General features: G+C 75.5%; 16 protein-coding genes. 9 read left to right on the top strand and 7 right to left on the bottom strand.

Annotated elements, in window-relative coordinates; all coding sequences use genetic code 11:
* Window positions 1-49: 49 nt before the first annotated feature.
* The gene (locus tag AC07FV_RS26920; RefSeq protein ID WP_479089842.1) at window positions 50-1453 is read left to right on the top strand and encodes a M1 family metallopeptidase; all 1404 of its coding nucleotides are present in this window, start codon (window positions 50-52) and stop codon (window positions 1451-1453) included.
* A gap of 31 nt (window positions 1454-1484) precedes the next feature.
* Here AC07FV_RS26920 and AC07FV_RS26915 read toward each other — a convergent pair whose 3' ends face one another.
* Window positions 1485-2546 (bottom strand): bifunctional GNAT family N-acetyltransferase/NUDIX hydrolase, encoded by a 1062-nt coding sequence (locus tag AC07FV_RS26915; RefSeq protein ID WP_479089841.1) that lies wholly within the window; start codon window positions 2544-2546, stop codon window positions 1485-1487.
* A gap of 81 nt (window positions 2547-2627) precedes the next feature.
* Here AC07FV_RS26915 and AC07FV_RS26910 point away from each other — a divergent pair, with 81 nt between their 5' ends.
* Window positions 2628-3128: a hypothetical protein gene (locus AC07FV_RS26910; protein ID WP_356608491.1), complete on the top strand. Its 501-nt coding sequence runs from the start codon at window positions 2628-2630 to the stop codon at window positions 3126-3128.
* A gap of 39 nt (window positions 3129-3167) precedes the next feature.
* On the opposite strand, the gene AC07FV_RS26905 is transcribed toward AC07FV_RS26910, so the two are convergent.
* Window positions 3168-3860 carry a pentapeptide repeat-containing protein gene (locus AC07FV_RS26905; protein ID WP_479089840.1) on the bottom strand — a complete coding sequence of 231 codons (693 nt, stop codon included), beginning with the start codon at window positions 3858-3860 and terminating at the stop codon, window positions 3168-3170.
* A 104-nt stretch (window positions 3861-3964) separates the two neighbouring features.
* Here AC07FV_RS26905 and AC07FV_RS26900 point away from each other — a divergent pair, with 104 nt between their 5' ends.
* On the top strand, window positions 3965-5467 hold the full coding sequence (locus AC07FV_RS26900; RefSeq protein ID WP_479089838.1) for an MFS transporter: 1503 nt from the start codon (window positions 3965-3967) through the stop codon (window positions 5465-5467).
* 60 nt (window positions 5468-5527) lie between these two features.
* Here AC07FV_RS26900 and AC07FV_RS26895 read toward each other — a convergent pair whose 3' ends face one another.
* On the bottom strand, window positions 5528-6937 hold the full coding sequence (locus AC07FV_RS26895; protein ID WP_479089837.1) for an NAD(P)/FAD-dependent oxidoreductase: 1410 nt from the start codon (window positions 6935-6937) through the stop codon (window positions 5528-5530).
* A gap of 98 nt (window positions 6938-7035) precedes the next feature.
* Here AC07FV_RS26895 and AC07FV_RS26890 point away from each other — a divergent pair, with 98 nt between their 5' ends.
* A complete protein-coding gene (locus AC07FV_RS26890; protein WP_479089836.1) occupies window positions 7036-7959 on the top strand; it encodes an aminoglycoside phosphotransferase family protein in 924 nt (307 codons plus the stop codon).
* Between the two features lie 19 nt (window positions 7960-7978).
* On the opposite strand, the gene AC07FV_RS26885 is transcribed toward AC07FV_RS26890, so the two are convergent.
* A complete protein-coding gene (locus AC07FV_RS26885) occupies window positions 7979-11236 on the bottom strand; it encodes a helix-turn-helix transcriptional regulator (protein ID WP_479089835.1) in 3258 nt (1085 codons plus the stop codon).
* Between the two features lie 300 nt (window positions 11237-11536).
* Here AC07FV_RS26885 and AC07FV_RS26880 point away from each other — a divergent pair, with 300 nt between their 5' ends.
* The 3 genes from AC07FV_RS26880 (at window position 11537) to AC07FV_RS26870 (ending at window position 15287) form a co-directional block, all read left to right on the top strand.
* On the top strand, window positions 11537-12220 hold the full coding sequence (locus AC07FV_RS26880; protein ID WP_479089834.1) for a helix-turn-helix transcriptional regulator: 684 nt from the start codon (window positions 11537-11539) through the stop codon (window positions 12218-12220).
* 152 nt (window positions 12221-12372) lie between these two features.
* Window positions 12373-13092, top strand: a complete 720-nt coding sequence (locus AC07FV_RS26875; RefSeq protein WP_479089833.1) for a Pvc16 family protein — start codon at window positions 12373-12375, stop codon at window positions 13090-13092.
* A gap of 215 nt (window positions 13093-13307) precedes the next feature.
* Complete coding sequence (locus tag AC07FV_RS26870) at window positions 13308-15287, top strand: ATP-binding protein (RefSeq protein ID WP_479090060.1); 1980 nt, start codon at window positions 13308-13310, stop codon at window positions 15285-15287.
* Between the two features lie 36 nt (window positions 15288-15323).
* Here AC07FV_RS26870 and AC07FV_RS26865 read toward each other — a convergent pair whose 3' ends face one another.
* The 3 genes from AC07FV_RS26865 to AC07FV_RS26855 form a co-directional block, all read right to left on the bottom strand.
* Window positions 15324-16766, bottom strand: coding sequence for a ricin-type beta-trefoil lectin domain protein (locus AC07FV_RS26865; RefSeq protein WP_479089831.1), 1443 nt, complete (start codon window positions 16764-16766; stop codon window positions 15324-15326).
* 78 nt (window positions 16767-16844) lie between these two features.
* Complete coding sequence (locus AC07FV_RS26860; protein ID WP_479089830.1) at window positions 16845-18287, bottom strand: eCIS core domain-containing protein; 1443 nt, start codon at window positions 18285-18287, stop codon at window positions 16845-16847.
* Window positions 18288-18390: 103 nt separating this feature from the next.
* Window positions 18391-23778, bottom strand: a complete 5388-nt coding sequence (locus AC07FV_RS26855; RefSeq protein ID WP_479089829.1) for a hypothetical protein — start codon at window positions 23776-23778, stop codon at window positions 18391-18393.
* A 341-nt stretch (window positions 23779-24119) separates the two neighbouring features.
* Here AC07FV_RS26855 and AC07FV_RS26850 point away from each other — a divergent pair, with 341 nt between their 5' ends.
* On the top strand, window positions 24120-25721 hold the full coding sequence (locus tag AC07FV_RS26850; protein ID WP_479089828.1) for a phage tail sheath subtilisin-like domain-containing protein: 1602 nt from the start codon (window positions 24120-24122) through the stop codon (window positions 25719-25721).
* 80 nt (window positions 25722-25801) lie between these two features.
* The gene (locus tag AC07FV_RS26845; protein WP_053133134.1) at window positions 25802-26248 is read left to right on the top strand and encodes a phage tail protein; all 447 of its coding nucleotides are present in this window, start codon (window positions 25802-25804) and stop codon (window positions 26246-26248) included.
* The last annotated feature ends 171 nt before the right edge of the window (window positions 26249-26419 follow it).

Raw genomic sequence — 26419 nt, 5'->3', positions numbered from 1 at the left:
AGCCGGGCCCAACGGGCGTTTCACGTGAAACGCCCCATAGGATCACGGCGTGCGCACCACCCGTCTGCTCGTCGCCGCCGCCACCGTCACCGCCCTCGCGGCGTGCAGCGGTGGCGGCTCGGTCGAGGGCACTCCCGGTGGCTCCGGCGTGCGCGACCCCTACTTCCCGAAAGCGGGCAACAGCGGCTACGACGTCGGCCACTACGACCTGGCCCTGGCCTACGACCCGGACGCCGAGCACCTCGACGGCACCGCGACGATCACCGCCCGCGCGACCCAGGACCTGTCGGCCTTCCACCTGGACCTCAAGGGCCTGGACGTCGAGAAGGTCGCCGTCGAGGGCCGGGCCGCCCGCTTCAACCGGGCCGGGCAGGAACTGACCGTGCGCCCGGCGGACGAGCTGCGCGACGGGGAGACGTTCCGGGTGACCGTCCGCTACTCGGGCGAGCCCGTGACGATCACCGATCCCGACGGCTCCGAGGAGGGCTGGCTGCCCACCGAGGACGGCGCCGTCGCGCTCGGTCAGCCGACGGGTTCGATGGCCTGGTTCCCGGGCAGCCACCACCCCTCCGACAAGGCCGCGTACGACCTCGCGGTGACCGTTCCGGAAGGCTTCGGGGTGGTCTCCAACGGCGAGCTGACCAGCGAGACGACGCGTGACGGCCGTACGACGTCCACCTGGCACTCCGCCGAGCCGATGTCGAGCCACGTCGTCACGGTCGCCGTCGGCGACTGGGAGACCGCCCGTTCCACCACGGACGACGGCCTGCCGGTGTACACGGCGGTCGACCCGCAGCAGGCCGACGCGAGCCGCGAGGTGCTGGGGCGGATCCCCGAGGTCATGGCGTGGGCGCGGAAGAACTTCGGCCCGTACCCCTTCTCCTCCACCGGCGCGATCGTGGACCGCGTGGAGGACGCCGGGTACGCCCTGGAGACCCAGAACCGCCCCTACTTCCCGGGCGCCCCCGACACCGTCCTGCTCGTCCACGAACTGGCCCACCAGTGGTACGGGAACTCCGTCAGTCCGAAGAGCTGGCGGGACATGTGGCTCAACGAGGGTTTCGCCACCTACGCCGAGTGGCTGTGGGAGGAGGACGAGGGCGGCGACACCGCGCAGGAGACCTTCGACGCGCTCTACGAGGGTTCCTACTACCCCGACCAGGACGCGAACGACTCGGTCTGGGCCTTCCCGCCCGCGGACCCGCCCGACGCCGAGCACATCTCCGCGAGCCCCGTCTACCAGCGCGGCGCGATGGTGCTGCACAAGATCCGCGAGGCGGTCGGCGACGACGCCTTCCCGGCCCTGCTGCGGGGCTGGGCCGCCGCCCACCGCCACGGCAACGCGGACACCGCGGACTTCACGGCGTACGTGGAGAAGTCGGCGCCGGACGAGGACTTCACGGAGATCTGGGAGGACTGGCTGTACGGGGACGGCAGGCCGGACGTCCCCTGAACCGTGGGGCCCCTCCTCCCGGTCGGCCGCCTCAGTCCCCGGACGCGCCCGAGCGGTCGAACGCGTCGAGCAGCCGGGCCAGGTCCGGGGGCCAGAGCGGCTCGGGGACCCCGGCGAGTTCCTTCCGGGTCCACCAGCGCCAGGTGTGGATGCCGTCCGCGGCGTGGGCGGCGGCGAGACCGGGGCCGGTGGGTTCGCGGCGCGGGCCGCGGGCGACGTAGACGTGCTCGTGCTGGCGGACGGGGCCGACGCTCAGGTGGGTGAAGTCGTGTTCCCAGGTGCAGAGCAGCGGGCCGGGTTCCAGGTCGGTCCAGCCGGTCTCCTCGCGCAGCTCGCGCAGGGCGCCCTCGCGCGGACCCTCGCCCGCCTCCAGGCCGCCGCCGGGCATCGCCCAGTGCACGCCGACCTCGACGTTGTCGTACCGGAAGAGGAACACCGCGCCGTCGGGGTCGAGCACCGCCACGCGGGCGGCGCGGCGCGGGGTGCGGGCCGGCCCGTCGAGCGGTTCGCGCGGCCCCTCCAACGGTTCGCGGGGTCCGTCCAGCGGTTCGCGCACACCGCCCAACGGTTCACGCACCCCGTCCAGTGGTTTGCGCAGCACCGCGCAGGGACGGCTGCGGCGCAGGTCCGGGCGGTGGTCGACGACCGTGTAGCCGAGGGCGGTCCAGAAGGCGAGCGCGTCGGTGTGGCCGTCCAGGACGGCCAGCCGGACGGCGGTGCGGCCGTCGGCGCGGAAGCGGTCCTCGACGAGGGAGGCCAGCCGTCGGCCGTACCCCTGCCGGCGCAGGCCCGCGTCCACCATCAGCAGCCCGATCCACGGGTCCGGGTCGGCCGGGTCGGGATGCCGGGCCAGCGTGACCGCGCACCCCACCAGCCGGCCCGCGTCCCGGGCGAGCAGCACCTCGGCGTCCGGCCGCGCCAGCTCCTCGGCCAGCGCCGCCGCCACCTGCTCCGGACGGATGTCGTCCGGGTCGGGGAAGTCGCCGCTCAGCGCGTGGAAGGCGCGGTGGGAGGCGTACAGGGCGGTCAGCTCGGTGAGCAGCGGGCCCGGGATGTCCCGGTCGGGGGTGAGGGGGAGGCGGCTGAGGATCACGGGGGCAACCTATCCGACGCCCGGGCGGCCGGACCGGCCCGCGGCGGCACCCTGCCCGGCCGCCGTGACACCATCACCAGCGTGCTCGACATCGGCTACGCCCTCTCCAACCGCTTCCCCGACCCGCCGCAGACGGACTACCGCCGGGCGGACGTGCGCGCCCTGCGGCACGACCTGTTCTGCGGGGACGTGTACCTCGCGGACACCGAGGCGGACCGGGAGCTGTCCACAGCCTGGGGATGGGTGCCGGTGCTCGACTTCGCCTGGGCGCTGTGCGACATCGTGGAGCGCGTCGACCGGGACCCGGCGGGCTCCCGGGCGGCCCGGCCGCAGCGGGCGGAGCTGGACTTCACCGAGTCCACCGACCGCCTGCTCTTCGAGCGCCGCTTCGGGTGGGTCGACATCGAGGCGGAGTGGCTGCCGGCGACCGAGCCGCCGCTGTCCTTCTCCCACGCGGAGCTGCGCCGGGAGGCGCGGGACTTCCTGCACGACCTGCTCGCGGACCTCGTCGACCTGCACGACGACCTGGCGGAGAACCCGGCGATCTGGACCCTCCAGGCCCGCTTCCCGCGGGTCTCCTGACGGCCGGGGAGCGGGCGGCGGGCGGCCCCGGTGGCGCCCCTACTCCTCCGCGAGCACCCGCACGCCCAGCTCCGCCGCCAGCACCGGCGCCAGGTCCAGGAGCTGGGCGGGGCTGATCACCGAGCCCGAGAGCCGGTCCACGCCCCGGCTCAGCTCCAGCGGGGACGCGCCGCGCAGGTCGACGTCGGTGAGGACCGCCGCGCTGAAGTCCGCCCCCTTGAGGGCGCAGTCCACGAACGCGACCCGCTCCAGGCGGGCGCCCCCGAAGTCCGGCTCCACCAGGACGCAGCCCTCGAAGACGACGTCCTTGAGCCGGGACCGGCGCAGGTTCAGATAGTCGATCTTGCCGCCGCGGACCAGGACCCGCTCCAGCACGGCACCGTGCAGCTGGGTGCCGCCCAGGCGGGCGTCGACCAGCTCGACGTCGCGCAGCGTCGCCTCGGACAGCCGCGTACCGACGCCCCGGACGCCGGTGAGGACCGAGTCGAGCACCCGGGCCCGGGTCAGGGACGTCTCGTCCAGCGCGCACCCGGTCAGCGCGCAGTCCATGAAGCGGGCGCCCGCGCCGTCCTGCCCGGCGAGGTCGCGGTCCCGGAACTCCAGCCCGTCGTAGTCCCCGTCCGCCTCCAGCCCGCCGCCGCCGTACGGCTCCAGCGGCGGCAGCCGCAGCTCGGGGCGGCGCGCCGCCCGTACCTTCGCCGTACCGCCGCCGCCCACCGCTCTCCTCGCCATGGCCCCCATGCTGCACCCCGCCACTGACATCCCGGTCCACGGGCCGCCGGGCGGCCCCGTCCCAACGGGATGCGGTATGCCCCGATTCATGGTCTTCTGGCCAGATGAGTGGCCCTCGGACAGGTGAGCCGGCCGCGCCCACGCATTCCGACCCCCGCCGTTGGTGGGGGTTGGTCGTGATCGCCCTGGCACAGCTGATGGTCGTCCTCGACGCGACCATCGTGAACATCGCGCTGCCCTCGGCCCAGCGCGACCTGGACATGTCCGACGGCAACCGGCAGTGGGTGATCACGGCCTACACCCTCGCCTTCGGCGGCCTGCTGCTGCTCGGCGGCCGGGTGGCGGACCTGGTGGGCCGCAAACGCACCTTCGTCATCGGGCTGATCGGCTTCGCCGCCGCCTCGGCGCTCGGCGGCGCCGCGACCACCCCGGCGATGCTGTTCGGCGCGCGGGCCCTCCAGGGCGTGTTCGCGGCCCTCCTCGCGCCGTCCGCGCTGTCGCTGCTGGCGACGACGTTCACCGAACCCAAGGAGCGCGGGAAGGCCTTCGGCATCTACGGCACGCTGGCCGCCAGCGGCGCCGCCGTCGGGTTCATCGTCGGCGGGGTGCTCACCGAGTACCTGAACTGGCGCTGGTGCCTGTACGTCAACGTCCCCATCGCCGTCGCCGCCGTGATCGGCGCGTACCTGCTGCTGCACGACCGCCCCGCGCGCACCGGCGCCCGGCTCGACGTCCCCGGCGTACTGATGGGCTGCGGCGGCCTGGTCGCCCTGGTCTACGGCTTCAGCGAGGCCCAGCCCCGCGGCTGGACCGACCCGCTGGTGCTGGGGCTCTTCGCCGCGGGCGTCGTGCTCCTGGTCGTCTTCGTGTGGTGGCAGACCCGCGCCCCGAACCCGCTGCTGCCCCTGCACGTCATCCGCGACCGCAACCGCGCCGGCTGCTTCCTGACGATGATGCTGGCCGTGGTCGGCATGTTCGGGATGTTCCTGTTCATGACCTACTACCTCCAGGAGATCCTCGGCTACTCCCCGCTCCGGACCGGCCTGGCGTTCCTGCCGATGACCGCCGCGATCCTCGTCGGCTCCACCCAGATCTCGGCCCGGCTGCTGCGCCGGGTGGGCCCCCGGATGCTGATGGTCCCCGGCATGCTCCTCGCCTCCAGCGGCATGGTGATCCTCACCCGGATGACCGTGCACTCGGAGTACGCCTCCGCGATCCTGCCCGCGCTGCTGCTGATGGGGCTCGGCATGGGCCTGACCTTCATGCCCGTCTTCTCCACCGCCACCGCCGGCGTCGCCCCGCGGGACTCCGGCGTGACCTCGGCGACGGTCAACACCTCGCAGCAGGTGGGCGGCTCGATCGGCACGGCGCTGCTGAACACGATCGCGACCAGCACCGGCGCGTCCTACGTCGCCTCCCACCTCGCCGACGCCTCCCAGCGGGCGGAGGTGGAGCGGGCGGGCATCGTGCACGGCTACACGGTCGCCATCTGGGTGGCCGCCGGCATCATGCTGCTGGCGGGCCTGATCGCGGGCCTGATGGTGACCGCCAGGGCCCCGGGACGCGACACCCCGGCCGACCGGCCGGTACCGGAACCGGTGGCCTAGGAACCGGGGCCCGGAGGGCCCGGGAACCGGGGCCCAGGAACCGGGGGGCGCGGCCGGGGGTCAGGCGCGGCCCGAGACGCGGTCCGCGAGGCGGGCCAGCCGGGAGGAGCCGGCGCGGTGGGAAGCGCGTTCACGCCGGTCCGCCTCGCGGTAGACGGCGTACAGGCCCTGGACGCCGAGCCAGCGCAGCGGCTCCGGTTCCCAGCGGCGTACCCGGTGGCCGACCCAGGGCAGGTCGGTGAGGTCGGTGCGGCCGCCCCGGCCCGAGTCCCGCTGGACCAGGTCGCACAGGGTGCGGGCGGCGAGGTGGGCGGTGGCGACGCCGGAGCCGACGTAGCCGCCGGCCCAGCCGAGGCCCGTCGAACGGTCCAGGGTGACGGTCGCGCACCAGTCGCGGGGCACGCCCAGCACCCCCGACCAGGCGTGCTCGATCCGCACTCCGGCCAGGGCGGGGAAGAAGCGGACCAGGATCTCCCGCAGCGCCTCGACGGTCGCCGCCCCGGTGGTGCCGTCGTTGTCGGTGCGGGAGCCGAAGCGGTACGGCACCCCGCGTCCGCCGAGCGCGATCCGGCCGTCGGCGGTGCGCTGGGCGTACATGTAGGCGTGCGCCATGTCGCCGAGGGTCTCGCGGCCCGCCCAGCCGACCGCCTCCCACTGCCGGTCGGTCAGCGGCTCGGTGGCGATCATCGACGAGTTCATGGGCAGCCAGGTCCGCCGCTGGCCCTTGAGGGAGGCGGTGAAGCCCTCGGTGCAGCGCAGCACGTGGGGCGCGCGGACGGTGCCGTACGGGGTGACCGCGTTCCGGGGCCGGATCTCCGTCACCGGCGTCGACTCGTGGATCGTCACGCCGAGACGCTCGACGGCCGCCGCGAGTCCCTTCACCAGCTTGACCGGGTGCAGCCGGGCCCCGTGCGGTGTCCAGGTCGAGGCGACGGCGTCCGCGACCCTGATCCGCTCGGCGGTCTCCCGGGCGCCGTACAGCTCCCGGTCCTGCTCGCCGAACGCCACCTCGGCCTCGTGGAACGCCCTCAGCCGGGCCGCCTGGGCGGGGGTGCACGCCACTTCGAGCACCCCGCCCTTGTGTATGCCGGCGTCGATGCCCTCGGCCGCGGCGACCCGGATGACCTCGTCGACGGTGTCGTTCATCGCCCGTTGCAGCCGCGCCGCCGCCTCGTGGCCGTGCAGCCTCGCGTACCGGTCGCGGCCCGCGATGCCGTTGTAGAGCCAGCCGCCGTTGCGGCCGGAGGCGCCGTAGCCGCAGAACTTCTGCTCCAGGACGGTGATCCGCAGGGAGGGCGCGGCCCGCTTGAGGTAGTAGGCCGTCCACAGGCCGGTGTAGCCGCCTCCCACGATCACCACGTCCGCCGACGCGTCGCCGGCCAGGGGCTCGCGGGCCGCGGCCGGGAGTCCGTCGTCCGCGTACCAGAAGGAGATGCCACCGTTGACGACGCCGCTGGTCGAGCTGCTCATGACCTGGACGCTAGTCCCGGTCGACGGCGCCTGTCTCCTTCGGATTCCGTCGAGTTCCCGCCGCTCGGAGGGGCTCGGGAGCGGCAGGGAGCCGAATAATGCCGTGCCCGCCGCACCGTGTGCCGGTAGCGTCGGCCGACGTGATCGACGTACCGCAGGCGCTGGCCGTGTCGCAGGCGAAGTACAACGGGGAGGCGGGCCGCGCCTTCGTCGCGGGGCTGCCCGCGCTGGCGGCCGGTTTCCTGGACCGCTGGGAACTCCGCCTCGACGGACCGTCCATGCACGGCTGGGCGGCGCTGGTGCTGCCCGTCGTGTGCCGCGACGGCACACCGGCGGCGCTGAAGCTCCAGCTCCTCGACGAGGAGACCGAGGGGGAGCCCGTGGCCCTGCGGCGGTGGGACGGGGACGGGGCGGTGCGGCTGCTCGACCACGACGCGGCCACCGGCACCATGCTTCTGGAACGCCTGGACCCGCACCGGACGCTCGCCCACGTCGAGGACTCCCGCGAGGCGGTCCTCGCCCTCGCCCGGCTGCTCGCCCACCTCACCGCCGTCCCCGCACCGCCCGGCGTGCGCCGCCTCGGCGACATCGCGCGGGCCATGCTGGAGCGGACGCGGTGGGCCCTCGACCGCATCCCGGACCCGGCGGACCGGCGGCTGGTCGCCGACTGCGCCGCCGCCCTGCGCGAGGTCGCGGACCAGCCCGGCGACCGGCTGCTGCACTGGGACCTGCACTACGAGAACGTCCTCGGCTCCGACCGCGCGCCCTGGCTCGCCATCGACCCCAAGCCACTGGCCGGCGACCCCGGTTTCGACCTGCTGCCGGCCCTCGACAACCGCTACGACCCGGCGCAGACGCGGTGGCGCTTCGACGCGATGACCGACGTCCTCGGGCTGGACCGGGAGCGGGCCCGCGCCTGGTCCCTCGGCCGCGTCCTGCAGAACAGCCTATGGAACGTCGAGGACGGCGACCCGCTGGAGACCCCGCAGCTGGAGATCGGACGGCTGCTGCGGGCGGGGTGAGGCGCGCGGGCGCCGCTCGTCAGCGTCGAGCGCAGCCGGCGGTGCCGGCGCCGTCGGGGGGAGCGGGGGGACCGGGGGGCGCGGCACGGCTCCGGCCTTGGCCCAGCGCGTCCGCCAACTCCGTCCTGCGGCGTATCCGCAGCTTGCGGTACGTGCTGGTCAGGTGGGTCTCCACGGTGCGCCGGGCGAGGTGCAGCAGGTCGGCGATCTCCGTGTTCGTCCGGCCGTCGGCGGCCAGTTCGGCGATGCGGCGCTCGCTGCCGGTCAGGGCCCCCGAGCCGGTCCGGGCCGTCGCCGGGCCCCGGGCGCCGCCTGCGCGCAGCGCCTCTCCGACCAGGGTGAGCAGCCGCTGGGCGCCCTTGCGTTCGGCCAGCTCCGCCGCCTCGCGCAGGCAGTCGCGGGCCCGGCCGCGTTCCCCGGCGGCGGTGAGCTGACGGCCCTGGGCGAGCAGCGCCGGGATCAGCTCCATGTCGGCGTCGGCGGGCGCCTTCCGCAGGGTCCGTACGGCCTCCTCGGCCAGCTCCAGACCGCGTCGCCCGCCGGTCGCGGTGCCCAGCACGCGCAGGGCGCGGCCCACCGTGCGGGGGGTGTCCCACACGCGGGCCAGCCGCAGTTCCTCCGTCGCCAGGGCCAGCGCCTCCCGGCCGCCGCCCAGCGCCAGCCGGCACTCCGCGACCGCCGTCCGCCACGGGGTGACGACCGGGCTGACGACCTCGCGGGCGGTCTGGCGCCGTCCGCACTCCAGGAAGTCGTGGAGCGCGCCCGCCGGATCGCCGGTGGCGGCGCGCAGCACCCCGCGGGCGTACAGGAAGCGGTTCAGCTCCCAGTTCTCCGGCACCGCGCGCAGGTCGAACCGGTCGGCGAAGCGCCGCGCCTCGTCGGTGCGGCCGGTGTGCACGAGCGCCATCAGGACGTGGGCGTCCCGGTTGGAGGGGCCGGTACGGGACGGCGACCGGCCCCCCGGTCCGCCGTCGGCGGCGAGCAGCCGGGCGTGGTCCCCGCGTGCCCCGGCGATGTCCGCGCGGGTGTTGAGGAGCGCGTGCTGCATCGGGTGGAGCAGGGCGGGGTGCTGCCCGGCCAGGCCGCGCTCCACGAGCCGGTCCGCCTCGTCGAGTTCGTCGGCCCACTGGGCGACCGCGGCGGCCGTGCCCAGCAGGAAGGGCTCGGCGAGCGGGTCGGTGGGCTGCGCCAGCAGGGCCCGCAGGCGGGTCATCGCCTCCTCGGCCGAGATCAGCGCGGCCGTCGCCGCGTACCGCACGAGCAGGGCCTGTCCGGCGGTGCCCAGCATCTCCGGGGACTGCGCACCGGCCTCGCACAGCGACCGGTACACCTCCTGACGGGTCGCCAGGTCCTGGTCGGACAGCAGCGCGACGGCGGTCTGCACGGTGCGGGTGAGGCCGGGGTGGCCGGAGAGCCGGCCCTCCGTGCGGCGCAGCACCTCCATGGCGGTACGGATCTCGCCGCGGCCGGCCAGGGCGGTGCCGAGGGCCACGGCCGTCCGGACCCGGTTGCGGGGGTCGGCCGGCAGGTGCTGCGCCTCGGCGAGCCGCGCGATGGCCGCCGGGGTGTCGGCCGACGCGTACTCCAGTGAGCCCAGTTCGGTCAGCAGCCGCTGACGGAGGTCGTCCGGCAGCGGCTCGTCCAGCACCCGGCGCAGATAGCCGACGGCGTCGTCGGGCCGGGCGTCGTGCACGGCGACCGTGACCGCGTCGCGCAGGACGCGCAGGGCCCAGGGCAGGCCGACGGCCGGCGTCCGCAGGAGATGCCGGGCGACCGCCTCGACCCGGTCGCCGCGGCGCAGCATCGCCTCCGCCGCGGCCCGGTGCGCCGCCTCCCGCCGGGACCTCGGCCAGCCGGTGAGCACGGCGTCGCGCAACAGCGGGTGCGCGTAACGGGGTTGACCTGCGCTGTCCGGGCGCAGGAGGCCCAGCCGGGTCATGGCGGCGAGCCACCCGGCGACCCGGGCGGGGTCGGCGCCGGCCGCCTCGGCGAGCAGCTGGTGCCGCGCGTACGGCTCACCGCCCGCGCCTCCGGCGTCCCGGTCGCGGTCGGTGCGACGCGGGTACGGGGGCGGGTGCTCGGGCGGGGGGACGGAAGCGCCGCCCGGGGGCGGCGGAGCGGGCGGGGCGTCCCGCCGGCCCGGCGGCCAGGCCTGCTCCAGGGTCGCGAGGCAACGGGCCACGTCGACGGTGGCGTCACCGGCGCTGTTCAGCCACCAGGAGACGGCCGCCGGGTAGGCCCCCGGGTACAGCGCGGCCGAGCTGCCGGGCAGCGACGGGACACCCCGGGCGTGGGGATCGCCCTCGGCGTACGGGCCGCCCTCGGCGTACGGGTCACCCTCGGCGTACGGGTCGCCCTCGGCGCGCGGTCCGCCCCCGGCATACGGGTCACCCTCGGCATGCGGTCCGCCCCCGGCGTACGGGTCGCCCTCGGCGCGCGGTCCGCCCCCGGCATACGGGTCACCCTCGGCATGCGGTCCGCCCCCGGCATACGGGTCGCCCTCGGCGTACGGGCCGCCCCCGGCATACGGGGCGCCCCCGACGTACGAGGCGCCCCCGGCGCACGGGTCGCCCCCGGCGTACGGGTCGTCCTCGGTGGGCGGGATGCCGCGCAGGTCGTCGAGGAGGGCGTGCAGCAGGAGGGGGCTGCCGGCGCCCGCCCGTACGCACTCCGCCGTCCAGCGCGCGCCGGCCGCGGGGAAGGCCGCGCGGACCAGGGCGCCCGCCGCCGCGTCGGAGAGCGGGGCGAGGGTGTGGGTGCGCACGAGGGAGGGGGACAGGGCCTGGGTGAGTCCGGCGGGCCGCGGGTCGACGTCGTACTGGCTGCGCTCGGTGACCACCAGCAGCACCGGTAATCGGTCCACGCGCCGGGCGGCCTCGACCAGCCAGCGGCGTGAGGAGTCGTCGGCCAGGTGCACGTCGTCCACGGCCAGCATCAGGGGCCCCTCGTCCGCGTAGGCACGCAGCAGCCGCCACAGCCGGGCCGCGCTGCCGCGGTCGTCGCCGCCGGGCGCCAGGTCCGTGAACTCGGAGACCGGGCCCAGCAGATGCAGGACCGTGGCCAGGGGCACCGCGGTGTCCTCGGGCGAGCAGCGGGCCCGCAGCACCCGCAGGCCGCGGTCGGCGGCGTGCCGGGCGGCGGCCTCCAGGACGGCGGTCCGGCCGGTGCCGGTGGCACCGCGCAGCAGGACGAGGGCGCCGGTGCCGGCCCGGGCTCGTTCGGTCTCGGCCGCGAACAGCGCGAGAGCGTCGTCGCGTTCGCGGAGCGGTCCGGTCATCGCTGCCTCCCGTGCTGGATGATGCTCCCCCGGTGTGTGAGACGCGGCCTGCGGTCCCGTGGTGGTGTGAAGTGGCCCACCTCACCCGCACCACGAGCCTGCCTCCGCCCTTGCACCACGGCGCTGACCTGCTGCGACGTCCACCCGATGACCCGCCCGCCGCACCGGCCGCACTGGTCTCGTGGTGCGCCTCGTGGTCCTCCACGATTGCGCTCGCCCCAACGGTCCCAGAAGTGTGGAAGATGCTCATCCGCCCCCGGTCCACACCGGACGGCGGGCTTCTGAACAGGGGGGAAACGGTTGCTCAACTCACCCCGGACCACCACCACGCATACCCTCGGCGCCGGCGGGGCCGTCGGCGTCACCGACCGGCGCGTCCCGGTGGCGGTGTCCGCTCCGGACCCGATCAGCCGCGAGGGCGCGGTCAGCCAGTTGCGCCGCCACCCCGAGATCGACCTGCGCGAGGAGTCCGGCCCCGGCACGGTGGCCCTCCTCATCGCGGACACGCTCGACGAGGCGACGCTCACCCGGTTGCGCCGGCTCGTGCGCAGCGAGGGCGCGCGCGCCGTGCTGGTGGTCGGCACGATCCGGGAGAGCGAACTGCTCGACGTCGTCGAGTGCGGCGTCGGCGCCATCGTCTGGCGGCACGAGGCCACCGCCCACCGGCTGGTGCAGGCGGTGCTGGCCGCCGCCCGCGGTGACGGGGACCTGCCCGCCGACCTGCTCGGCCGGCTCATCAGCCAGGTGGGCACGTTGCACCGGGGCGCGGCGGGCCGCCCCGGCGCCCCCTCGCTGGGGCTCGCACCCCGCGAGGTGGACGTCCTGCGACTGGTCGCCGAGGGTTTCGACACCGGTGAGATCGCCGGCAAGCTGTCCTACTCCGAACGGACCGTCAAGAACGTCATGCACGGACTCACCACCCGGCTCCATCTGCGCAACCGCGCACACGCCGTGGCCTATGCCCTGCGGGAAGGCTACATCTGACCGAACGGGCAAGCGAATACGGTCCCTTGGGGCCGTGCGGGCAGGGCGGGATGCCCGGCCGCCGTCCCCGGTGCGCCTGCGGGACGGGCGGCGCCCGGGGCACGATCGGTGGCGCAGGGCGGCGGGCGAGACGGCAGGGCGGGAGCGCACGGGTGATCCACGAGGTGGACGAGGTCCTCAAGGGCCTCCTCGGCGGCGGAGCCCTGACGGGTTCGGGCATCGACGTGTCCTTCGAGGCACCCACCCGTGACTGGGCGGCCCGGCGCAACGCTCCGGTGGTCAACGCCTACCTGTACGACATCCGGGAGGACGTGGCCCGGCGGCAGAGCGGCCGGGTGTCGGTGCGCGACGAGCGGGACATCGAGGTGCGGCGCCGACGGCCACCGCGCTGGTTCAAGCTGTCGTACCTCGTGACCGCCTGGACGAAGACCCCGCAGGACGAGCACCGGCTGCTGTCCGCCGTACTGGCGACGCTCCTGCCGCGCGAGGTCCTGGCGCCCGCCGAACTCCCGCCCGGCCTGCGGGCCCTGCAACTGTCCATGCCGCTGACGGTGGCGGGGACCCAGACGGAGTCCCGTTCCCTCGCGGAGATCTGGTCCGCGCTCGGCGGCGAGCTGAAACCGTCCCTGGACCTGGTGGTGACCGTGCCCTTCCCCGCCTTCCCGGAGTACGACGCAGGGCCGCCGGTCACGGAGGGCGCGGTGGTCCGGGTGCGCGAGCTGCCGGGCGAACCGGCGCGGTCCAGCGAACGCTCCCACCGGCCCCACCAGGTGGCGGCCGCCCGCACCGCCCGCAAGGACGCGGGCCCCGGCTCCCGCGAGGACCCGGCCTCCCGCGAGGACGCCGCCGACCGGCGCGCGGACCGGCGGTGAGCGCCTCGGCCGGGGGGTCGTCCGCGGCGGCCCCCGACTCCGTGGCCTCCGGCCCGTACGACGACTCCTATGGCTCGTACGAGGCCCACGGCTCGCACGACTCGCCCGCCTCGCACGCCTCGCACGCCTCGCACGGACTGTACGACTCCCAGGACTCGTACGCCCCCGACACCCCGCAGGACCCGCACGACCCGCACGCCGACCCCGCGCACGTCCTGCTCGGCCGTCTGGCCGCCCTGCGGGAGCGGGTGGCCGCGCTGGTCGAGCACCGTGCCGCGGGCGACCCCACGGCCGACGACCCCCTGCGCGGCCTGTACCTGTCCGACGACGCCGTGCGCCATCTGCTGCGCACCTGGCCGGCGCCCGGCGCCCCCGCTGCCGTACCGCCGCACGCGCCGGCCGGCGGCCCCGCCGGTCCCGGTGACCGGCTGGCGCTGCTGGCCGGACGGAACGGGCTGACCGAGCTGGACACCGCAGTCCTGCTCACCGCGCTCGCCCCCGACGTCGACCGCACCTTCGAGCCGCTCTACGGCTACCTCAACGACGACGTGAGCCGCCGCCGCGCCACCGTGAGCCTCGCCCTGGACCTGTGCGGTGTCCCCGCCCACCAGGCGGCGGTCCGCGCCCGCTTCCACGCCTCGGCACCGCTGCGCGCCCTCGGCCTGCTGGAGGTGGAGGAGGCCGAACGGCCCTACCTCACCCGCTCGTTGCGCGTGCCGGACCGGCTGGCCGGGCATCTGCTCGGCGACGACGCCCCGGACGCCGCGCTCCTCGGCCGGCTGCATCCGCTGCCGGACCCGCTGCCGACGGGCACCGACGCCGCCGCCGACGGCTTCGTACGCCATCTGACGGCGCGTCTGCTCGACGGTCCGCTCACCGTCTACCTCCGCGAACAGCGCGAGGGGGACGGACTGGCCGCGCTCGCCTCCGTCCTGCGCGCCGCCGGTCTCGACGCGCTCTGCTGCTCCGGCTCCGAGGAGGACCTCCCGGGCGTCCCCGAGCTGCTGCGCGAGGCCCGCCTCGGCGGCCGGGCCGTCGTGGTGTCGGCACTGCCCGAGCGGCCGGGCCCGCTGGTCCGGGCGCTGACCGCGGCGACGGACGTGACCGTGCTGCTGACCGACCCCCGCCCCTACGACCCGCACTGGTCCCCGGTCGATCCCCTGGTCCTCGACGCACCGGGCCGCCGGGCCGGCGGTGCCGCCGCCTGGCGGGCCGCGCTGGGCCCGGACGCCGACGGGTTCGACCTGGCCACCGCCGTCGCCCCCTACCGGCTGGGCGGCGACCGGATCCAGCGGGCCGCGCAGGCCGCCCGCGCCCTCGCGGCCTTCGACGGCGGGCCGGTCACCGCCGACCACGTCCGGCTGGCGGCCCGCCGGCAGTCGGCGTCCGGCCTGGAGAGCCACGCCCGGCGGATCCGCCCCGCCGTGGACTGGCGGGACCTGGTGCTGCCCGAGGCCCCCCTCACCCAGCTGCGCGAACTCGCCCTGCGCGCCCGCCACCGCGACCGTGTCCTCGGCGACTGGCGGCTCAGCGCGGGCGGCGGACGCGGCCGGGGCGTCCTCGGCCTGTTCGCGGGCGAGTCCGGCACCGGCAAGACCCTGTCGGCGGAGGTGGTCGCGGCCGACCTGGGCCTGGACCTCTACGTCGTCCAGCTGTCGTCGATCGTGGACAAGTACGTCGGGGAGACCGAGAAGAACCTCGAACGGATCTTCACGGAGGCCGACCGCACCGACGCCGTGCTCCTCTTCGACGAGGCCGACGCCGTCTTCGGCAAGCGCTCCGAGGTCAAGGACTCGCACGACCGGTACGCCAACATGGAGAGCGCCTACCTGCTCCAGCGCCTGGAGTCCTTCGACGGCATCGCCCTGCTCACCACCAACCTGCGGGCCAACATCGACGAGGCGTTCACGCGGCGCCTGGACCTGGTGGTCGACTTCCCGTTCCCGGACGCCGGCCAGCGGCTGGCGCTGTGGCGGCACGGCCTGTCGCACGTCCCGTCCGCCGAGGGCATCGACCCGGCCCCGCTTGCGCGGGAGTTCGAGCTGGCCGGCGGGTCGATCCGCAGCGCGGTGGTCACCGCCGCCTACCTCGCCGCCGGACGCGGGGACCACGTGACGGCGGGCGACCTCCTGGAGGGCGCCCGCCGCGAGTACCGCAAGGCCGGACGGCTGGTGCCCGGCGAGGGCGGCTGGTGACCGGCGGCCCCGCCGGGCCGCCGGCACCGGTCCGGCTCAGTCCTTCTTCAGCTGGATGATCTTCCACTCCTGGTCGTCGGAGTTGGTGCAGTTCCAGATCGTCAACCGGGCGAAGAGACCGCCGTTGTCGGCGCCGTCCACGTCCAGGCACTTGTTGTTGCTGGCGAAGTTGCGGATCCAGTAGTCGCCGCTCGGCTGCTTGTCGACCCACCAGAGCTGGTTGTCGGCGGTCGTGCCGTCGCAGTGGAACTCGGCGACGGGCGTCCCGACGGGCCGGGCCCCGTACTCGCCCAGGTCCATGCAGAACTTGTCCTTGACGTTCCGGATCTGGAAGAGAGCCGTCCCGCCGGGTCCGCCCTTGGGGTACTTGACCTCCAGGTCCCAGATCTGGTTGTCCCCGTCGGTCTCGTCGCAGACGGCCTGCTGCACCGGCCCGTTGATGGCCCCCTTCTCCCGGCCGGGGAGTTCGGCGCACATGTCGCTGGTGGTGTTGCGCAGCAGGACGTTCTCGGCGGGCACCACGCCCTTCGGCTCGGGCTTCTTCGACTCCCCGCCGCCGCCACCGCCGCCCCCGCCATCGCCGGCCCCGTCCTTCTCCGGCTCCTCGGAGGCGGGCTGCTCGGGCGGCGCCAACACCTCGGCGGGCGACTCGGCCGCGCTGGGCAGCGTCTCCGGGCTGGCACTGGGGCTGGGCGCGAGGGCGCTGCCCGCGTTCTCCACCTGCTCGGTGGCGCTGGTGCGGACCTGCGGCTTGTAGGCGATCCAGATCATGACGAACGCGATGGTCAGCGCCAGGACGATGCCGAAGACCCCCGCGAGCCAGCCGGGCAGGAACCCGCGCTGGACGTACGTACCCTCGACCTCCGTGGGCTCCACCCCGGACCGGCGTACCGCCAGCGTGTAGGGCCGCTCCTCCTTGGAGCCGAACCAGATGATCTGCCGCGGCTTCAGCGTCGTCTCCACGAACGCCGCCCGGCCCGGCTCGATCTGCACGTTCCCCGGGCGGATGTCGTACGACAGGTGGTCCCCGTTGTCGCTGCCGGCGACGGAGGCGGTCACCTTGGTGTTGCCGAGGTTGTCCACCGCCAGCCGCGGCCGCCCCCGGAACCGGCCCTTCACCGTCGGCGGCACCAGCTCGGCCCGCACCTCGGTGAACGGGGTGATGGTGAGGTTCCCCTCCGGCACCGTCACCGCGTCCGGGTGCTCGGTCGGCGTGATCCGCACCGCGTACGGGTTGGGGCCGGCGGTCGCGTCGGACGTCCGGGGCGGCGCGAACGTCAGCTCCACCGTCCCCGTCGTCCCCGGGTAGAGCCGCAGCGTGGGCGGCTCCACCGTCGTCCAGGGCGCCACGTCCCCCACGGGCTCGAACCGGTACTCGTCGACGACATCACCGGTGTTGCGCACCCGCAGCCGCACGCGCGTGCTGCTGCCGGGGTCGACGGTGGCGGACGCGGGCTCCAGGGAAGTCCAAAGGCTCACACGCCGACGCTACGGCGTCGCCGACGGTCCGTCAGGAGCCGTGAGGGCAGGGTTGGTTGCCCGAACGGGTCCGTCCCGCTATCCGCGCCGGGACCGGGTGGTCCTGCGGACCAGGGAGTTGAGGATCTCGGTGTGCCGGCCCTTGAGCGCCGCGACCGGCACCTCGATCATCACGTACTGGTCGGCGTCTTCCTGACGGCCTTCCACGCTGTTCGCGTCGTTCAGCCGGAGGTCGGTGCCGCCCGCCTCGTAGTGGTCCATGTCCGGGACCGTCTGGACCATGACCCGGCCGCCTCCCGGGACGGGCAGCTCGATCCAGAAGTGCTCGGGGAAGCCGACCGTGCCGCTCTTCTTGTAGTGGCACACGACCCAGCCCGCCGGGTCGTCCCGCTGGATCTGGAAGCCGTGCGCCCGCACGAAGTTCTCGACGGAGCGCTGCATGTAGGGGCGGATCAGGTCCTCGCTCCGCTCCGTGTTGGCGACGCCCGAGCTGAGCCCGTCGGCCGTCAGCTCCTGCTTCAGCCGGTCCAGCTCGGCCTTGACCGCCGGCTCCAGCTGGTCGAGCCCTCTCACGTCTCCCTCCTCGGACCACCCCGAGAGGTAGGCCCAGTACTCTCCCCGGTCGAGGCCCCCCGAGGTCTCGGCGGCCCGCACGGCCCACTCCCAGCAGGCGACCTGCGTGTTCGACTTCGCGATGCGCTTGCCCATCCCGGCGCCGTCGTAGTTCTCGACCCGGCCGCGGGGGTCCGCGATGGCGGCGACCGCCTCGTCCACCGTCTCCTCCTCGGCGGCACCGCGCTTACGGCCCCCCGCCCGCTGCACCGTCGCCGTGCCGCCCCCGCCGTCCGTGCTCCGCTGCACGGCCGGTCCCTGCTCGGTGGCCCGGTCGGTGGCGTGGTCGGCGACCTGGCGCTGGGTGACGACGGAGGGGGCGGTGCCGGCGCCGGCCATGAAGGCGTCGCTGTCGGAGTCCGCCGCCCGCTCGGAGCCCTGGTTGGGGTCCGTGACCGTGACGCCGGCTCCGTGGCTGTGACCCGTCTCGGGGATGCCCCGGATGTTCTTGTCCAGGTGACTGGCCTCGTGGACGAGGGTCTTCGTGTTCCCGACGGCCTTCGGGCCGAGGAAGATGTGCTTGCCGACCGTCATGGCCTCCGCGCCCAGCGCCGCGGTCGCCCGCTGGGCGATCGGGTTGTCGTGCAGGCGGCCCTCGGACAGCCGCTCGTTCTGGAAGAACGGCTTCGCCTTGGAGAGGAAGGCCGCGGGCAGCGACGTGCTCGGCGTGTTCCTCGCGGCGTCGAGGAGGCTGCGCTGAGCCGTCGGGTGGGTGTCCTCCACACCGCCGTGCCCGCAGCCGGGCCCGTGCTCGTGCCGGTCCTCCTCGACGGACCGGGCCACGGCCGCGTTGCCCGCCAGCCGCTGGAGGTTCAGCATCCGCTGCACCGGCGCGCTGGGCGCGGCCACGTGGCGGGGCGCCGCGTCCCGCTCGTCGGACGATCGGCTCCGCGTTCCGTGCGCGCGCACGACGCTCCCTTCGACACCGGACGGTTGACCACCCAGCCTTACCGGAACGCCCCCACCCCCGCCAGGTCCCCGAGGGCAGCGACGGGGGCAACGACGCCGGGACCTACCCGTCCGCCGCGAACCGCCGGGCCTCGGACGCCGGCATCCGGATCACCACCGGGACCGGCAGCACACCGTCCCGCACACCGACGGACTCCGGGCCCCGCACCCGCTGCGTGTGCCGGTGCCGTACCCGCGCCACGGCCCGGAACTCCAGGGTGAACTGGACCAGCGCCGAGGTCTCCTTGGGCTTGTGGAGCGGCACCGTGCCGGCCGCGTTGCCCACCGTGCCGGCCGCGCCGCCCTCGCTGCCGACCCCGCCGGGCGCGTTGGTGAGGCCGGACTGCTCGACCCGCACCGGCCCCCCGCCGCCCGAGAAGCCCGCCGAACGACCGTGCCGCGCCGCCTGCCGGTGCTCCACGCCCGCGGGACGGGGACCCTCCGGGCCGCTCTGGGCCACCGTCTCGAAGGTCATCGCCTCGCTCTCCCCGAGGAACCGCGCGTCGAGCAGCCGCGCGTGCAGCGCGCAGTCGACGTCCCGGCCCTCGGCGCCGGAGACGTGCACCGGCGGCAGCTCGGCGCCGGCGGACACCAGCAGCGGCAGGGCGGCCAGCAGCCACTCGGTGGAGACCGCCTCACCGTGCGCGTAGTGCGCGGCGCTCCCCGCGCGCAGGCCGGTGCCCGCGTCGGCGGCCGTCATCGCCCGGCCGAGCAGCTCCCGCACCTGCGGCGCGCCCCGGAACCCGTCGGCCTGCGCCTCCATCGGCAGCCTCGCCCCCGCCGCCCGCCAGGTGCGCAGCGCCGCCGGGTGGGCGCCGCTGCCGCCCGGCGCGACGGCGGGCCGCCGTCCGGGGAGGCGCTCCTCGGGTACCGGGGTCACCTGGGCGAGGGCGGCCAGGTCCTTCTCCAGGGCGCGGTGCACCAGGGCGCCGCCGAGTTCGACGCGGGCCACCCGGCCGTCACCGGAGAGCAGTTCCAGTTCGGCGGTGACCGGGACGCGCACCTTCACGGAGGGTGCCTCGCCCACGATGGCCCGCAGTCCGGTCTGTCCGCGCGCGGCGACGGCCCGGCTGGTGGCCCCGGACCGGCCGGCCGCCGGCCCCAGGACCCCGGCGCTGCGGTCGGCGGCCGTCTCCCCGGACGCCTCGGAGCCGGTGAGCACGAGACCCACGCCGTCGGAGGCGCTCTCCTGGTGCGTGCTCGTACGCTGCGCGGCGGCGACGGTCGCGTACTCCATCTCGCGGTCGCCGGCGGACGGCCCGACGATCTCGCCGGCACCGGTCCGCCGGACGTGGAACACGGCCCGGTACGGCTTCGCCCGGCGGCCGGGCCTGGCGCTGTTGCGCAGCAGTTCCACGGGCACGCCGCCGTCCATGGCCCCGGCGAGCAGGCCGGTGGCACCGGCGCGGTCCAGGACCCGCAGCAGCCGCTGCACGTTGTCGAAGCGGTCGTCGAGCCGGTGCGTGGGCAGCAGGTCCTCGGCCAGGCCCTGGTCCTTCACGGCCGAGCGCAGGCGCGTCAGCAGGGGTACGAAGTCGGGCAGTTCGTCGATCAGGCCGAACCCGAGGGGCATCTCCCCGGCCTGCCGCGGCAGGGGCACGGGGGCGGGGGTGTCCGCGTCCCTCTCCCTCTCCCTGTGCTTGCCCCTGTCCTCGCCCCCGCCCTCGGTGTCGCGCGACCCGGTCGCCGGCGCGGGCGGGCGGAACAGGCCGTCCGGGCCCAACTGCGCGAGCGCCTCCGCCTGCTCCCTCGCCCGGTCCTCGGGGTCGCGCAGCCCCGCCGCCTCCAGTTGGGCCGCGGTCAGCCACAGGCCGACGCTGCCGGGGACCGTCCGCTGCCGGGCCGCCGTGCCGGGACCCCGGCCGTTGACCGCGACCTCGGCGACCATGCTGACGGCCAGGTCGCACTGGACGAGGTAGAGGGGGCGGTTGCGCGGGGCGACGGCGTTGCGCTCCACCGTGCCGCTCAGCGACGCGCTCTCGGCGTCGGTCGAGGCCTTGGTACGGCGGTAGGCCGGGGTCTCCCACAGCGACCAGCCCCGGCCCGTCTCCATCGCCCGGGCGTTGCCCGAGTACGTGGTGCTCCGGGTCCGTGCCCGCTGCCCGGAGCCCTGGTGGCCGCCCAGCGCCATGTTCTCCATGCCGGCGCCCGTGCTCCGGTGCCGCACACGGGGGTTGACAAGGGCGAAGCGGGTACCGATCGCGCCGTCCAGCGCGGTGAGCCGCCTGGGGTGCCGCAGGCCCGCCACCACCCAGCCCGAGCCGACACCCTGCCGCAGGGCCGCCGTGACCGCCTGCGGACTGAACCGCTCCTCGACCGCCAGCCGCGGCGCCAGGCCCTCCGCCTCGAAGGCGGTGTCCCCCGGCCTGTCGGTAAGCCCCCCGCGCGCGGCCCGGGCGAGCAGCGTGAAGGCCAGGTCGCGGATCTCCCGGGCGTCCCCGACGGTCTCCACGAAGTCCCAGTCCCGCAGACCGCGGCCCGCGGGCCGGGTGGTGAGGTCGGTGATGCCGGTGGCGTCGAGTGCGCCGGCCCGGCCCGGGCGCGCCGCGGCCCGCCGCCGGTTCAGCGCCTCGTACGCCTCGTCGTCCAGGGTCGTCGCGGTGGGGGCGCTCAGCCGTACGTCCTGGCCCTGCTCGCTCAGTTCGCGCAGCGGGTCGTCCGCGCCGGTGCGGGCACCCGGTCCGGCGATCGGCTCGGCCGCCGGGGTGTGCCGTCCGGGGCGGCCGGGGGTGAGGGCCCGCTTCGCGGTGCGTTCCCGGCTGGTCATGGTGACGTCCACGTCCAGCCACAGCCGGGTGGCGAAGGTGCTGGTCGACACGTCACCGCTGTTCAGCGAGTCGGTACGGGTCACCGGCCCGCCCTGGGCGCTGCGGGCGCTCTCCACCGCGGCCTCGGCGGCCACCTGCGCGGACAGCGCGCCGGGCACCAGGGTGCCCTGGACGGCGCCCTGGACGCCCGCCTTCCGGGCCGAGACGCCGCCCGTCTGACCGCTCGACCCGACGCCCGCGCTGCTGCGCACCAGCCAGTCGGGGGTGTCGCCGAGGTAGCTGACCGGGCCGATCCGGCCCCGGACACGGACCTGGACGTCGTCCGACCGCAGCGCGGACTTGCGGCGCAGGCGCACGGGGACACCGGTGGACAGCAACTGGTCCTTGTTGGCCCGCAGGTTGGTCTCCGACAGGACGGTCAGCAGCTCCCGGTAGTTGCGCCGCTGCGCCTCGGCGTCCGTGCGGTCGGCGGTCCGGCCGACGGCGTCCTCGCCGAACCCCGGCAGATAGCCGGCCAGCCGGGGGTGGGACGCGAACAGCCGCTCCAGCGTGTCGATGAGGGGTCGGGTGTCGAGGTGGGTGAGGGCCGCGCTGGAGCCCATCGCGCCGAACGGGAGGTGGCGTTCGCGGGCGCGCGGGCCGCCGTCGGCGTCCGGGGCGGAGGCGCCGTCGGCCTGGGGGCGGTCCGCCTTGGTGTACAGCTCGCCGGCCTCCGTGCCGGCGGGCAGCGGCAGCCCCAGGTGCCGGGCCTCCTCGGCCCGCATGCTGATCCAGGCGTCGACGGTGTGCCGGGCCGTGCGCCGGGCGGGGTCGGCGGTGTGCTGCGGCGCGGCCGGCCCGGTGCCCTGCACGGTCAGCAGGATCCGGCCCAGGTACAGCACCTTGGCGCCGCGCACCTCGGCGCCCTGCCGGGTGGCCGCCGCCTGGTCGGCCGAGGAGAACCGCATCCGCCGGAAGCTGACGCCGGGCATCGCCTTGAGGCGTACGGAGGGACCCGCGCCGGGAGCGCCGAAGCCGACGGCGGGCCCGGCCCCCGCCATGCCGCTCATGCCCTTGCCCGTGGTGGCGCCCGTGCCGTGCTGGCTCTGCTGGTGGGTGCGCAGCTGGGTCTGCCCGGCCTGCCAGGCGGGGGTCAGGGAGACGATGTCGGCCCGCATCCGGTAGGCGCTCTCGGCCCCGGCGGCACCGGCCGCCAGGTCCTCGCTCGCGACCCAGCCGGTCAGCAGGCGCGGCAGGTCCTGGAGGATCGTCGCGGCGGCGGTCGCCTCGTAGAGCCGGGAGCGGCCGGCGGAGTCCGGGGGCGCCGCCTGGGGGTGCAGGGTGGAGTCGATCTTGTCGAAGAGGCCCCCGCCGCCGGCGTGCGGGGCGCCGCTGTCCTCCACGCCGACGACCGCCGTGGAGGTGGCCTGCCGTACGCCCTCGCGCTGCTGCGCGCCGAGGGCCGGGCCGGGGGCGGGCCGCTCGGTGCCCAGCGGGACGAGGTGTTCCTGCGGGACGCGCTGGATGAGGGTGCCGCCGGCCTCCACGACCCGCGCGGTGCCGTAGGGGCCCTGCGGTCTGATCCGTACGGTCCAGCGCACGTGGCGCAGCGCCCGGACCGTGCCGCCGGAGCTGCGCAGGGTGCGGGGCTCGGCCACCGTCCGGGTGTGGTGCACGTCGTGGTCGCTGCGCAGGCCGAGGCCGCCGGCGAGCTGTGCCCCGCCCCAGATGCCGGGTACGGGCGTCGGGACCAGGACCGTGCCGGAGCCGCTGAGGCCGGTCTGCCGGGAGCGGGCGGAGTCGGTGACCACGGTGGCGGACGAGGAGTGCTGCTGGTCCACCTTGGTGTCGTCGTCGCGGGCCGCCCGGTCGGCCGGCGCCCGCTGCTCGGGCAGGACGGGTGAGGCGGCGCCGGGGTTCTCGAACACGGACGGCTCCGGCGCACGGTGGCCGGGGTCGGGCCGGACGGAGACCGTGACGTCGTACGCGCCCTCGCGCCCCCGCACGGTGAAGACCCGGCCGTGGCCGTAGAAGGACTCCGGGCGCCCCGCCAGCTCCCGCTCCACCGTCGCCACGTCGTCCTTCGCGCCGCCCGGGATCGCGGCGACCGCCCGGCCCACCGCCTCGTGGCCGGTCGGTCCCGAGGCGGTCGAGAGCCCCGCCGACGTCATGTCGGCCAGGTACGGCGGCAGCACCAGCGGCGGGTGCTTCGGCGCGCCGCCCGCCGCCGGGGCGAGCGGCCCGGTGCCCCGGCCGGGGGCGGGCGGGGTGCGCCGGGCACGGGGGGCGGGCCGTGGGCGGGGCGGGGTCCGGACGGCCGGCGCCCGCTCCGCCGGTGCCGCCTCCTCCTCCGCGATCGGGGCCAGCGGCGTCCGCGCCACGACGAGCGAACCACCCCCGCCGGCCGGCGGGGAGGGGGCGAGGCGGTCACCGGGGAGCGGGGACGCGGCGGGCCGGTCGCCGAGGAACGGAGGCGTGGCCGGGCGGTTGCCCAGGAAGAGGGAGGCGGCGGCGTTCCCCGCGCTGCCCTGGAGGGCCGCCAGCCCGCGCGGGCCGAGCGCGGCCGCGGTACCGGGGGCCGGGGCCGGGCCGCCGGGCACCTCCCGCGCGCCGGCTCCGCCGGCGGACCTGTTCGGCACCGGCACGGCCGCCGTGCGGCCCGTCCCGCCGCCGTCCGGGCCGGGCTTCTCCTGTCGTCCCCGCATCGCACGCCCCTGCCCGACGAGGTGTCGGCCCGCCCCGCACGTCACCGGCCGCCGCATGAGACGGCCGGCCCGGCGTGGTGCGCAGCCCGGCCAGGCGGGGAGGCTAACCCACGAACGGCGGGTGGCCACAGGGTGAAGATCGAACGAACTCGGCGCCCGCGGACGGGAAAGGGCGCGGCACCGGCGCTCCCACCAGCGGCTGGACGCGCGGCCCTGCCCCTACGGGCACAGCCGGGGGCAGATCCCGTGCCCCCGCTCCGGCACCCCGGGACGTTTCGGCGGGATCAACGCGCGCGCGAGGGTGAGGGGCGTCCTGTCTCGTACCCCGAGGAGAGCAGAGCATGCCGTCCTACCTGTCGCCCGGCGTCTACGTCGAGGAGGTGGCCAGCGGCTCGCGCCCGATCGAGGGGGTGGGCACCTCGGTGGCGGCCTTCGTCGGGCTCGCGCCGACCGGCCCGCTGAACGAGCCCACGCTGGTGACCAACTGGACCCAGTACGTGGCGGCCTTCGGGGACTTCACCGACGGGTACTACCTCGCGCACTCCGTCTACGGGTTCTTCAACAACGGCGGCAGCGCCGCGTACGTCGTCCGGGTCGGCGGCTCCGCCGAGGACGCCGCCGCCGGCCGGGACGGTACCTCCGCTCCCGCCGGGGTCACGGGCACCTCCGCCCCGGCCGCGCTGCCCGCCGCCGAGCCCCGGCAGCTCGGCACGTTCGCCGTGACGGCCACCGCCGCCGGACAGCACGGCCCGCTCTCCGTCGAGGTCGCCGACCCCGAGGGCGAGGGCCCCGCCGAGCGCTTCAAGCTCGTCGTCAAGGACGGCGACAAGCCGGTCGAGACCTTCGACGTGAGCGCCAAGAAGGGCAACCGCTCCTACGTCGTCACCCAGGTGAAGGAGCGTTCCAAGCTCATCACCGTGACGGAGGCCGCGCCCACCGCGCAGCTGGCCCGCCCGGAGAACCAGAGCCTGACGCTGCCCGCCCCGCCGGCCGCCGCGCCCGCCGCCCCGGTCGAGAAGGGCGAGAGCGCCCACCCCGGCCCGGCGCACTACCTCGGCGACTCCGCGGACCGCACCGGCTTCGGCGGCCTGGAGGCCATCGACGAGATCTCCATGGTCGCGGTGCCCGACCTGATGGCCGCCTACCAGCGCGGCGCGATCGACCTGGAGGCCGTCAAGGCCGTCCAGCTCGGCCTCATCGCGCACTGCGAGCTGATGGGCGACCGGGTCGCCATCATCGACCCGCCGCCCGGTCAGAACGCCCGTCAGATCCGGGTCTGGCGCCAGGAGACGGCCGGGTACGACTCCAAGTACGCGGCCCTGTACTACCCCTGGATCAAGTCCTTCGACCCGGCCTCCGGCCAGTCCCGCCTGATCCCGCCGAGCGGTCACGTCGCCGGCATCTGGGCCCGTAACGACACCGAGCGCGGCGTGCACAAGGCCCCCGCCAACGAGGTCGTGCGCGGCGCCGTCGACCTCGAACTCCAGATCACCCGCGGCGAGCAGGACCTGCTCAACCCGATCGGCGTCAACTGCATCCGCTCCTTCCCGGGCCGCGGCATCCGCGTCTGGGGCGCCCGCACCCTCTCCTCCGACCCGGCCTGGCGCTACCTGAACATCCGCCGGTACTTCAACTACCTGGAGGAGTCGATCCTGATCGGCACCCAGTGGGTGGTCTTCGAGCCGAACGACCACAACCTCTGGGCCCGCATCCGCCGCAACGTCTCGGCGTTCCTCGTCAACGAGTGGCGCAGCGGCGCCCTGTTCGGCCAGAGCCCGGCCGAGGCGTACTACGTGAAGTGCGACGAGGAGACCAACCCGCCGGAGTCGGTCGACCTCGGCCGGGTCATCTGCGAGATCGGCATCGCGCCGGTCAAGCCCGCCGAGTTCGTGATCTTCCGGCTGGCGCAGTTCTCCAGCGGCAGCGGCGAGCTGGAGGAGTAGGACGCCCCGCGCGTCCACCACCTCCCGGGGGCCCCAGCCCCCACCCTCCACTCACAGATTTCCAGAAGGACAGCGAACACATGGCTCTGATGCCGGGTGACTCCCTCACAGCGAACAACTTCGGGCTCCAGATCGACGGGGTGATGGTCGAGTACCTCGCCGAGGTCAACGGCCTCACCCTCGAACAGGACGTCATCAAGTACCCGCAGAACAACAGCACCACCGGCAAGCACGAGACGGCCGTGCTCCCGGGCAACAAGAAGGACGGTCAGTGCACCGTCGTACGGGGCATGACCCAGTCGTCGTCGTTCACCCAGTGGATCAACGACTCGATGAACGGCCGGATGTCCACGGCGCGCAAGAACGCCTCCATCATCCTGATGGACTCCGAGGACACCCCCGTCAAGCGCTACAACCTGCGCAACGCCTGGTGCAGCAAGATCGACGCCAGCGCGGTGAAGGCCGGCGACACCTCCGCGCTGACCGAGACGGTCACCATCGTGTTCGAAGAACTGGTCATCGAATAATGCGGCGCGCGGCTGTCGGGGCGCCCGTCGCGGCCCCCGAGAACCCCCAGACCGCGGGGGGGGGGGGGGGGGGGGTCCCCCCCCTCCCCCCCCCCCCCCCCCCCCCAACCGCCTTCCCATCTGGTTCTTTTTCTCCCCCTCCTGCCCCCGCCTCCCTCCCCCGATTCTCTC

This window comes from Streptomyces sp. NPDC045956 (assembly GCF_056430705.1).
Note: the sequence above shows the minus strand (reverse complement) of the source record. Positions and strands in the feature narration are given on the sequence as shown.

Excerpts from the sequence above, each read along its gene's own strand:
- AC07FV_RS26905 (WP_479089840.1), bottom strand. The coding sequence starts at position 3,860 with ATGGCGAGGAGAGCGGTGGGCGGCGGCGGTACGGCGAAGGTACGGGCG.
- AC07FV_RS26900 (WP_479089838.1), top strand. The coding sequence starts at position 3,965 with ATGAGTGGCCCTCGGACAGGTGAGCCGGCCGCGCCCACGCATTCCGAC.
- AC07FV_RS26895 (WP_479089837.1), bottom strand. The coding sequence starts at position 6,937 with ATGAGCAGCTCGACCAGCGGCGTCGTCAACGGTGGCATCTCCTTCTGG.
- AC07FV_RS26890 (WP_479089836.1), top strand. The coding sequence starts at position 7,036 with ATGCCGTGCCCGCCGCACCGTGTGCCGGTAGCGTCGGCCGACGTGATC.
- AC07FV_RS26885 (WP_479089835.1), bottom strand. The coding sequence starts at position 11,236 with ATGACCGGACCGCTCCGCGAACGCGACGACGCTCTCGCGCTGTTCGCG.
- AC07FV_RS26855 (WP_479089829.1), bottom strand. The coding sequence starts at position 23,778 with ATGCGGGGACGACAGGAGAAGCCCGGCCCGGACGGCGGCGGGACGGGC.
- AC07FV_RS26850 (WP_479089828.1), top strand. The coding sequence starts at position 24,120 with ATGCCGTCCTACCTGTCGCCCGGCGTCTACGTCGAGGAGGTGGCCAGC.
- AC07FV_RS26845 (WP_053133134.1), top strand. The coding sequence starts at position 25,802 with ATGGCTCTGATGCCGGGTGACTCCCTCACAGCGAACAACTTCGGGCTC.